The sequence below is a fragment of the Pseudomonas sp. URIL14HWK12:I6 genome (assembly GCF_000514195.1).
GTDB classification, from domain to species: domain Bacteria; phylum Pseudomonadota; class Gammaproteobacteria; order Pseudomonadales; family Pseudomonadaceae; genus Aquipseudomonas; species Aquipseudomonas putida_A.
On the sequence record NZ_AZVL01000011.1, the window covers coordinates 213,504 to 222,762 of the forward strand.

At 62.6% G+C, this 9,259-nt stretch carries 6 protein-coding genes and 1 tRNA gene; all 7 read left to right on the forward strand.

Features of this window, described 5'->3' with window-relative positions:
* The first annotated feature begins 46 nt into the window (after window positions 1–46).
* The 7 genes from fdnG to H043_RS30290 all read left to right on the forward strand — a co-directional run bounded on the left by fdnG (window position 47) and on the right by H043_RS30290 (window position 9,259).
* A complete protein-coding gene (gene fdnG, locus H043_RS0116645; RefSeq protein ID WP_155953496.1) occupies window positions 47–3,112 on the forward strand; it encodes a formate dehydrogenase-N subunit alpha in 3,066 nt (1,021 codons plus the stop codon).
* Complete coding sequence (gene fdxH, locus H043_RS0116650) at window positions 3,113–4,048, forward strand: formate dehydrogenase subunit beta (RefSeq protein ID WP_027612802.1); 936 nt, start codon at window positions 3,113–3,115, stop codon at window positions 4,046–4,048. It abuts the gene before it with no gap.
* Window positions 4,045–4,710, forward strand: a complete 666-nt coding sequence (locus H043_RS0116655; RefSeq protein ID WP_027612803.1) for a formate dehydrogenase subunit gamma — start codon at window positions 4,045–4,047, stop codon at window positions 4,708–4,710. The genes fdxH and H043_RS0116655 overlap by 4 nt, the downstream gene beginning before the upstream one ends.
* A 3-nt stretch (window positions 4,711–4,713) precedes the next feature.
* Complete coding sequence (fdhE, locus tag H043_RS0116660) at window positions 4,714–5,640, forward strand: formate dehydrogenase accessory protein FdhE (protein ID WP_027612804.1); 927 nt, start codon at window positions 4,714–4,716, stop codon at window positions 5,638–5,640.
* Between the two features lie 191 nt (window positions 5,641–5,831).
* Window positions 5,832–7,244, forward strand: a complete 1,413-nt coding sequence (selA, locus tag H043_RS0116665) for an L-seryl-tRNA(Sec) selenium transferase (RefSeq protein ID WP_027612805.1) — start codon at window positions 5,832–5,834, stop codon at window positions 7,242–7,244.
* Window positions 7,241–9,157, forward strand: coding sequence for a selenocysteine-specific translation elongation factor (gene selB, locus H043_RS0116670; protein WP_027612806.1), 1,917 nt, complete (start codon window positions 7,241–7,243; stop codon window positions 9,155–9,157). Before selA ends, selB begins: the two co-directional genes overlap by 4 nt.
* 7 nt (window positions 9,158–9,164) lie before the next feature.
* Window positions 9,165–9,259: transfer RNA gene (locus H043_RS30290), tRNA-Sec, on the forward strand.

Genomic DNA, 9,259 nt, shown 5'->3' on the forward strand with positions numbered 1-9,259 from the left:
AAAAGCCCGGCTCAAGTACCGGGTTCCACCTGATCAGGAGTGCACGATGGATCTCAGCCGTCGTCAATTCTTCAAGGTCGCCGGTATCGGCCTTGCAGGCTCTAGCCTGGGCGCGTTGGGCATGGCCCCGACGCTGGCCTTCGCCGAGCAGGTGCGTCACTTCAAGCTTGCCCACACCCATGAAACCCGCAACACCTGCCCGTATTGCTCGGTCGGTTGCGGGTTGATCATGTACAGCCAGGGCGATGCCGCGAAGAACGTCGCGCAAAATATCATTCACATCGAGGGCGACGCCGACCATCCGGTCAACCGCGGCACCCTGTGCCCGAAAGGCGCGGGCCTGCTGGACTTCATTCACAGCCCGGGCCGTCTGCAATACCCGCAAATGCGCAAGCCCGGCAGCAGCGAATGGACCCGGATCAGCTGGGATGAAGCACTGGATCGCATCGCCGACCTGATGAAGGCCGACCGCGACGCCAACTTCATCGAGAAAAATTCCACCGGGCAAACGGTGAATCGCTGGCTGACCACCGGGTTCCTCGCCGCGTCGGCCGCGTCCAACGAAGCCGGTTACATCACCCAGAAGGTGATTCGCAGTCTTGGCATGCTGGGGTTCGATAACCAGGCGCGTGTCTGACACGGCCCGACGGTGGCAAGTCTTGCCCCGACGTACGGCCGTGGTGCCATGACCAACACCTGGACCGATATCGCCAACGCGAATCTGATCCTGGTGATGGGTGGCAACGCAGCAGAAGCGCATCCGTGCGGCTTCAAATGGGTGACCGAGGCCAAGGCGCACAACGCTGCCCGGCTGATCGTGGTCGACCCGCGTTTTACCCGGACCGCTTCGGTGGCGGACTATTACGCGCCGATCCGCACCGGTACCGACATCGCCTTCATGGGCGGGCTGATCAATTACCTGCTGACTCAGGACAAGATCCAGCACGAATACGTGCGCAACTACACCGACGTTTCGTTCATCGTCAAAGCCGGGTTCAGCTTTGAAGACGGCATCTTCAGCGGGTACGACGCGGCCAAGCGCAGCTACACCGACAAATCCGGCTGGGGTTACGAGTTGGGCGAGGACGGCTTCGTCAAGGTCGACCCGACCCTGCAGGATCCACGCTGCGTCTATCAATTGATGAAGCAGCATTACAGCCGCTACAACATTGAGCTGGCGAGCCAGATCTGTGGGATGCCGGTCGATGCCATGCAGAAAATCTGGGATGAGATTGCCACGTGCTCCACGCCGGGCAAGACCATGACCATCCTCTATGCACTCGGCTGGACGCAGCACTCGATCGGCGCACAGATCATCCGCAGTGCGGCGATGGTGCAACTGCTGCTGGGCAACGTCGGCATGCCGGGCGGCGGGGTCAATGCCTTGCGTGGGCACTCGAACATTCAGGGCCTGACCGACCTCGGGTTGTTGTCCAACTCGCTGCCGGGTTATCTGACCCTGGGTGGCGATGCCGAGCAGGACTACAACGCCTTTATCAAAAAACGTACGCAAATGCCGTTGCGTCCGGGGCAGTTGTCCTACTGGCAGAACTACAGCAAATTCCACGTCAGCCTGATGAAGTCCTGGTACGGCGCCAACGCCACGCTGGAGAACAACTGGAATTATGACTATCTGCCGAAACTGGATATCCCGAACTACGACGTCCTGAAGATGTTCGACCTGATGAGCCAGGGCAAGGTCAACGGCTACATGTGCCAGGGCTTCAACCCGATCGCTGCGTTGCCGGACAAGAACCGGGTGATGGCTGCGCTGGCCAAACTCAAATGGCTGGTAGTGATGGATCCGCTGGCCACCGAAACCTCGGAGTTCTGGCAAAACGTCGGGCCGTACAACGATGTGAAAAGCGCCGAGATCCAGACCGAAGTGATTCGCCTGCCGACCACCTGCTTTGCCGAGGAGGACGGCTCGCTGGTCAACAGCAGTCGCTGGCTGCAATGGCACTGGAAAGGCGCCGACGGCCCCGGTGAAGCGCAAACCGACATCCGCATCATGAGCGAACTGTTCCTGCGTCTGCGCAAACGTTATCAGGCCGAGGGCGGCAAGTTCCCCGATCCGCTGCTGAACCTGTCGTGGCCGTACAAGATCCCCGACGAGCCATCGCCGGAGGAGCTGGCCAAGGAAATCAACGGTAGCGCCATGGCCGACTTCACCGATGCCAGCGGCGTGGTTGTCAAAGCCGGTTCGCAACTGGCCGGGTTCGGTCTGCTCAAGGATGACGGCAGCACCGCGTCCGGTTGCTGGATCTTCGCCGGCAGTTGGACCGAGGCCGGTAACCAGATGGCCCGGCGTGATAATGCCGACCCGTATGGCATGCATCAGCATCAGGGCTGGGCCTGGGCGTGGCCGGCCAACCGGCGGATCCTCTACAACCGCGCTTCGGCGGACGTCGCCGGCAAACCGTGGGATCCGAAAAAGCGCCTCGTATGGTGGAACGGCAAGGCCTGGGGCGGCACCGATGTGCCGGACTACAAGGCCGATGTGCCGCCGGAAGCCGGGATGAACCCGTTCATCATGAACCCCGAAGGCGTGGCGCGGTTCTTCGCCGTCGACAAGATGAACGAAGGGCCTTTCCCCGAGCACTACGAGCCGTTCGAAACGCCGATCGGCATCAACCCGCTGCACCCGCAAAACAAGAAAGCCACCAGCAACCCGGCAGCGCGGATCTTCGATTCGGTCTGGGAAAGCCTCGGCGAAGCCAAGGACTTCCCGTACGCCGGCACCAGTTACCGGTTGACCGAGCACTTCCACTTCTGGAGCAAGCATTGCAAGTTGAATGCGATTGCCCAGCCCGAGCAGTTCGTCGAAATCGGCGAAGTGCTGGCGAAGGAGAAGGGCATCGCGGCTGGAGATCGGGTGCGGGTCAGCTGCAAACGCGGGTTCATCGAGGCGGTGGCGGTGGTGACCAAACGCATCCGGCCGCTGCAGGTCAACGGCCAGGTGGTGCATCAGATCGGTATCCCGCTGCACTGGGGATTCACCGGCCAGACGCGCCACGGTTACCTGACCAACACCCTGGTGCCGTTCCTCGGCGATGGCAACACACAGACCCCGGAATCCAAGTCATTCCTGGTCAACGTGGAGAAACTGTAAATGGCCAGCCAAGACATCATTGCCCGCTCGGCCACCACCACGGTGCCGCCCTCGGTGAGGAATCAGCAGGAAGTCGCCAAGCTGATCGACACCACCAAATGCATTGGCTGCAAGGCCTGCCAGGTCGCCTGCTCGGAATGGAACGAGCTGCGCGACGAGGTCGGCCACAACCACGGCACCTACGACAACCCGCAGGACCTGAGCGCAGAAACCTGGACCTTGATGCGCTTCACCGAACACGAAACCGACGCCGGCAACCTGGAGTGGCTGATCCGCAAGGACGGCTGCATGCATTGCGCCGAACCGGGGTGCCTCGCGGCATGCCCAAGTCCCGGGGCGATCATCAAGCACGCCAACGGCATCGTCGATTTCGATCAGGATCACTGCATCGGCTGCGGTTATTGCATCACCGGTTGCCCGTTCAACATTCCGCGGATCTCGCAGAAGGATCACAAGGCCTACAAATGCACCTTGTGTTCCGACCGCGTCGCGGTAGGGCTGGAGCCGGCCTGCGTGAAAACCTGTCCTACCGGCGCCATCGTCTTCGGCACCAAGGAAGACATGAAGGAACACGCCGCCGAACGCATCGTCGACCTGAAAAGCCGGGGCTTCGACAACGCCGGGCTGTATGACCCGGAAGGCGTCGGCGGCACTCACGTGATGTATGTGTTGCACCACGCCGACACGCCGAAGATCTACGCCGGGTTGCCAGATGCGCCGGCCATCAGCCCGCTGGTGGGCTTGTGGAAAGGCATCAGCAAACCGTTGGGCCTGCTGGCGATGGGTGCAGCGGTGCTCGCCGGTTTCTTCCACTATGTGCGCATCGGGCCGAACCGCACCGAGGAGGATGATCATCCGGCGCCACCGGATACTTCGGTGCACGTTGTCGATCCGACGGTGCACACCTTCGATCCACGCGGGGAGGACCGGCCATGAGCAACAAGACGATCCTGCGTTACACCGCCAACCAGCGCACCAATCACTGGCTGGTGGCGATTCTGTTCTTCATGGCCGGGCTGTCCGGGCTGGCGTTGTTTCATCCGTCGATGTTCTGGCTGACCCACCTGTTCGGCGGCGGGCCGTGGACGCGGATTCTGCACCCGTTCATGGGCGTGCTGATGTTCGTGTTGTTCCTCGGCCTGGTGTTCCGCTTCTGGCGCGCGAATTTCTTCATCGACAACGACTGGAAGTGGATGCGCCGCATTGATCGGGTGTTGGTCAACGATGAAGAAAGCGTGCCGCCGGTGGGCAAGTACAACGCCGGGCAGAAGATGCTGTTCTGGACTTTACTGCTGTGCATGCTCGGGTTGCTGTTCACCGGGCTGGTGATCTGGCGCGCGTATTTCAGTGAGTACTTCGGCATCACCGTGATCCGCTGGGCCATGCTCCTGCATGCGCTGGCCGGGTTTGTGCTGATCCTCAGCATTATCGTGCACATCTACGCCGGGCTGTGGATCAAGGGTTCGGTGGACGCGATGCTGCATGGTTGGGTCAGCCGCGCCTGGGCGAAGAAGCACCATGAACTGTGGTATCGCGACATCACCCGCGATGAACGCAATCCGGACGTGCCGGAGCGACCGATCACCAAAAAGGGCTGACTTTTGGCAACCATTCTTGAACCCGGGGAAATCGAAGCGGCGGCCAGTTCGCCGCCGTTTCTGCACCTGCCGCCGCACAATCTGTTCACTTTGCGCGCCCAGCGCCTGGAGCAATTGGCTCAGGGGCATCCGCTGGCCGATTACCTGCGGCTGATCGCCGGATTGTGCCGGGCTCAACAGCAGGTTTTCGACGATCCACCGCTGACGGCACCGTTTGATCAGCAAAGGATCGAAGCCTGTCAGCAACATGGTTTGCCGCCGTTTGCTGCCGACACCCTGGTTCGCGAAGACGCTTGGCGGGCTTATCTGGATGCTTTATTGCAACGTTACGTGGCGCCCGATCAACCCGCCGTAGTCGACGCGCTCGCGACACTGCGCGGCGCCAGTGCCGGCCAGTTGCGGGCGTGGGCGGTGGCGTTGGTCAGCGGTCAATATTCGATGGTGCCGGCACAGTTGGTGCCGTTTCTCGGCGCCGGGCTGCAAGCGGCGTGGAGCCACTGGCTGCTCAGCGCACCGAACCTGCAACTGAAACCCGGCGACAGCCTCAGCCAGTGCCCGGGCTGTGGTTCACCAGCGATGGCCGGGGTGATCCGCCATCGCGGCAAACACAACGGCCTGCGCTATCTGGTGTGTTCGTTGTGCGCCTGCGAATGGCACGTGGTGCGGGTCAAGTGCGTGTATTGCGAGTCGAGTAAAGGCCTGGATTACTTGAGCCTGGAGGACGATCGCCACGCCGCTAATCAGGCGCCGATTCGTGCGGAGGTGTGCCCCAGCTGCAACAGCTACCTGAAACTGGTTTATCTGGAGAACGATGCCGAAGGCGAAGCGTTGTCGGCTGACCTCACCAGCCTGCTGCTCGACATGCGTCTGGCGCAGGACGGCTATCAGCGTCTGGCACCGAATCTGTTGCTGGCGCCGGGAGACGAATGACCAGAGCGTCTACACTCCTGAAAAACCTGTGGGAGGGGGCTTGCTCCCGAAGGAGCCGTGTCAGTCAGATTATTTGTGGCTGACTCACCGCATTCGCGAGCAAGCCCGCTCCCACAATTGGGGGCCGGTGTGCTGTATTTAGACGCGTTGCGTCAGGTCATGCCGGAGAGTCTTGTTTTCGGGAGTGGCTGATGTCTTCGAGTGTTGCCCTGCGGTTGCCTTCCATTGATGGTTTGTTGCGTCACCCGGCCTGTCTGCCGCTGGCCGAGCGTTATGGTCGTGAGGCGTTGCTGAGCGGCTTGCGGCAGTTGCTTGATGAGCTGCGGCTCAGCGTGTTGCAAGGTCAACTGTCTGCCATTGAAATCAGCCCCGAAGTGCTCGCCGGCCGCGTCGGCGAGCGTCTGGCGCAGCAACAGCGCAGCAACGTGCGGCGGGTGTTCAACCTGACCGGCACGGTGCTGCACACCAATCTGGGCCGCGCCTTGCTGCCGGACGAAGCCATCGACGCGGTGCAGATGGCCGCACGTTATCCGCTTAATCTGGAATTCGATCTGGCCAGTGGCAAACGCGGTGATCGCGATGACCTGATCGAAGGCCTGATCCGCGAGCTGACCGGCGCTGAAGCCGTCACCGTGGTCAACAACAATGCCGCTGCGGTGCTCCTGACCCTGAACAGCCTTGGTGCGCGCAAGGAGGGCATCATCTCCCGTGGTGAGCTGATCGAGATTGGCGGCGCGTTCCGCATTCCCGACATCATGGCCCGCGCCGGTGTGCGCCTGCATGAAGTCGGCACCACCAACCGCACCCACACCCGCGACTACGAAGCGGCGATCAGCCCGCGCAGCGGCTTGATCATGCGCGTGCATGCGAGCAACTACAGCATCGAAGGCTTTACCGCCCGGGTGCCCACCGCCGAACTGGCCGAGCTGGCGCATCGGCACGGCTTGCCGCTGCTGGAGGATCTGGGCAGCGGCAGTCTGCTGGACTTGACCCGTTGGGGCCTGCCGGCGGAACCGACGGTAAGGCAGGCGCTGCTCGACGGTGCGGACATCGTCACCTTCAGCGGCGACAAATTGCTCGGCGGGCCGCAGGCCGGGTTGATTGTCGGGCGCAAAGACCTGATCGCGAAGATCAAGAAGAATCCGTTGAAACGCGCCTTGCGGGTCGACAAGTTGACTCTGGCCGCACTGGAAGCGGTGCTGGGCCTGTATCGCGACCCGGATCGCCTCGCCGAACGACTGCCGAGTTTGCGGCTGTTGACTCGCCCGCAAGCCGAGATCCTCGTCCAGGCTTGCCGTTTGCAACCGGCGATGGCTGAAGTCTTGGGCGAACCGTGGCAGGTCAGCGCCGTGCAGGCGTTGGGCATGATCGGCAGCGGCAGCCAACCGGTGGCGCGGTTGCCGAGTGCGGCGCTGTGCTTGCGCCCGCAAGTGTCTAAGCGTTTGCGCGGGCGTTGTCTGCTGAATCTGGAAGCTGCGTTGCGCAATTTGCCGATTCCGGTGCTGGGTCGAATTGACGACGACGCGCTGTGGCTCGATCTACGCCAACTCGACGACGAGCCGACGTGGCTGGCGCAGTTGCCGCAGTTGCAGGTCGAGTCGTGATCGTCGGCACCGCCGGGCACATCGACCACGGCAAGACCTCGCTGCTGCAAGCGCTGACCGGGCAAATCGGCGACCGCCGCCCGCAGGAACGCGAGCGTGGGATGACCATCGACCTCGGTTATCTCTACGCGGAACTGGAAGCCGGTGCCGGGCTGACCGGGTTCATCGACGTGCCGGGCCACGAGAAATTCACCCACAACATGCTTGCCGGGGCGCAGGGCATTGATCTGGTGTTGCTGGTGGTGGCGGCGGACGACGGGGTGATGCCGCAGACCCGGGAGCATCTGGCGATTGTTCAGTTGTTGGGCATTCCCCGGGCGCTGGTGGCGATCACCAAATGCGATCGGGTTGAAGCGGGCAGGGTGGAGGAGGTGCAGCGCCAGGTTCTCGATCTGCTCGAAGCCGGGCCATTCGCCGATGCGCCGACGCTGGCGGTGTCGAGCGTGACCGGGCAGGGCGTCGATGAACTGCGCCAGAGCTTGCTGCAGATTCAAAGCGAAGTGCATGAGCGCAGCCGCGAAGGTGGTTTTCGCCTGGCCATCGACCGCGCCTTCAGCGTGGCGGGCGCCGGGATTGTGGTCACTGGCACGGCGTTGTCGGGAACGGTGTCAGTCGGGGACAAACTGGCCCTCGGGCCGTCCGGGAAATCGGTGCGGGTGCGAGGACTGCACGCGCAAAATCAGGCCGCCGAGCAGGCCTTCGCTGGGCAACGGGTGGCGCTGAACATCAGTGGCGATCGATTGACCCTGGAGCAGATCCATCGCGGCCAATGGCTGTTGGCCGAATGGCTGCACGCACCGACGCAACGGGTCGATATCGAGTTTCAGTTGTTGCCCGGTGAGCGCACCTTCGAACACTTTCACCCGGTGCATGTGCACCTCGGTACGCAAGACGTCATCGCCCGCGTGGCGTTGCTCGAAGGCCCGCGCTTGAGTCCCGGTCAGCGCATGTTCGCGCAATTGCTGATCAACGCCCCGGTGCACGCGGTGAAGGGCGATCGCCTGATCCTGCGTGACCAAAGCGCGCAACGCACCCTCGGTGGCGGTCAGGTGCTCGACCCGTTCGCCCCGGCCCGCCAGCGCCGCAGCCCGGAACGGCTGGCGCAACTGCAGGCCCTTGCCGGTAGCGACAGTCTTGAGCAAGCGCTACCACTGCTGCTCGACCACAGCGCGGGCGGCCTCGATCCGCAACGGCTGGAGCGTCAATTCAATCGTCAGCGTGAAGACTGGGCGCTACCAGCCAACGTGCGCCTGATCGACACCCGCCAGGGCCCGGTGCTGTTCAACGTGCAGCGCTGGGGGCAGTTGAAGTTCATCCTGTTGGAACAGTTGGCGAAATTGCACGAGCTGGAACCGGACCAGATGGGACCGGATCGCGATCGCCTGCGACGCTTCAGTGGTCTGGCGCTGGAGCGCTCGACCTTTGTCAGCCTGCTGGAAGAACTGCGCGCCGCCGGATCGATCAACGCCAGCGGGCCGTGGTTGCATCTGCCGGATCATCAGGTGCGTTTGAGTGCTGAAGACGAAACCCTGTGGCAGCGCATGCAGCCGCTGTTCGAACAGGCCGGGTTTGATCCGCCGTGGGTACGTGATGTCGCCAAAGTGTTGGGCGTGGAAGATGCCGTGGTGCGCCTGTTGCTGCGCAAACTGGCACGCTTGGGATTGATGCACCAAGTGGTGCGCGACCTGTTTCTGTCTGACAGGCAACTGCGGCGCATGGCCGACATTCTGTTGCAGCTGGAGCAGGAAAATCCGTCGATCCAGGTGACAACCTTCCGTGATGCGCTAGGCTTGGGACGCAAACGCTGTATTCACTACCTGGAATACTTCGATCGCCTCGGCCTGACCCGGCGCATCGGCGAATCCCGGGTGATCCGCCACGACAACGCGCTGGCCAGTGCCGACGCACCCTGAGTTCAAAGGAAGGCAATCGCGCCCGGTGGCGCGGCCGGGCTTCAAACCCGGTTGGGGACGGCATCCGTTCCCGGGCAGGTTCGACTCCGGCTGCCTTCCGCC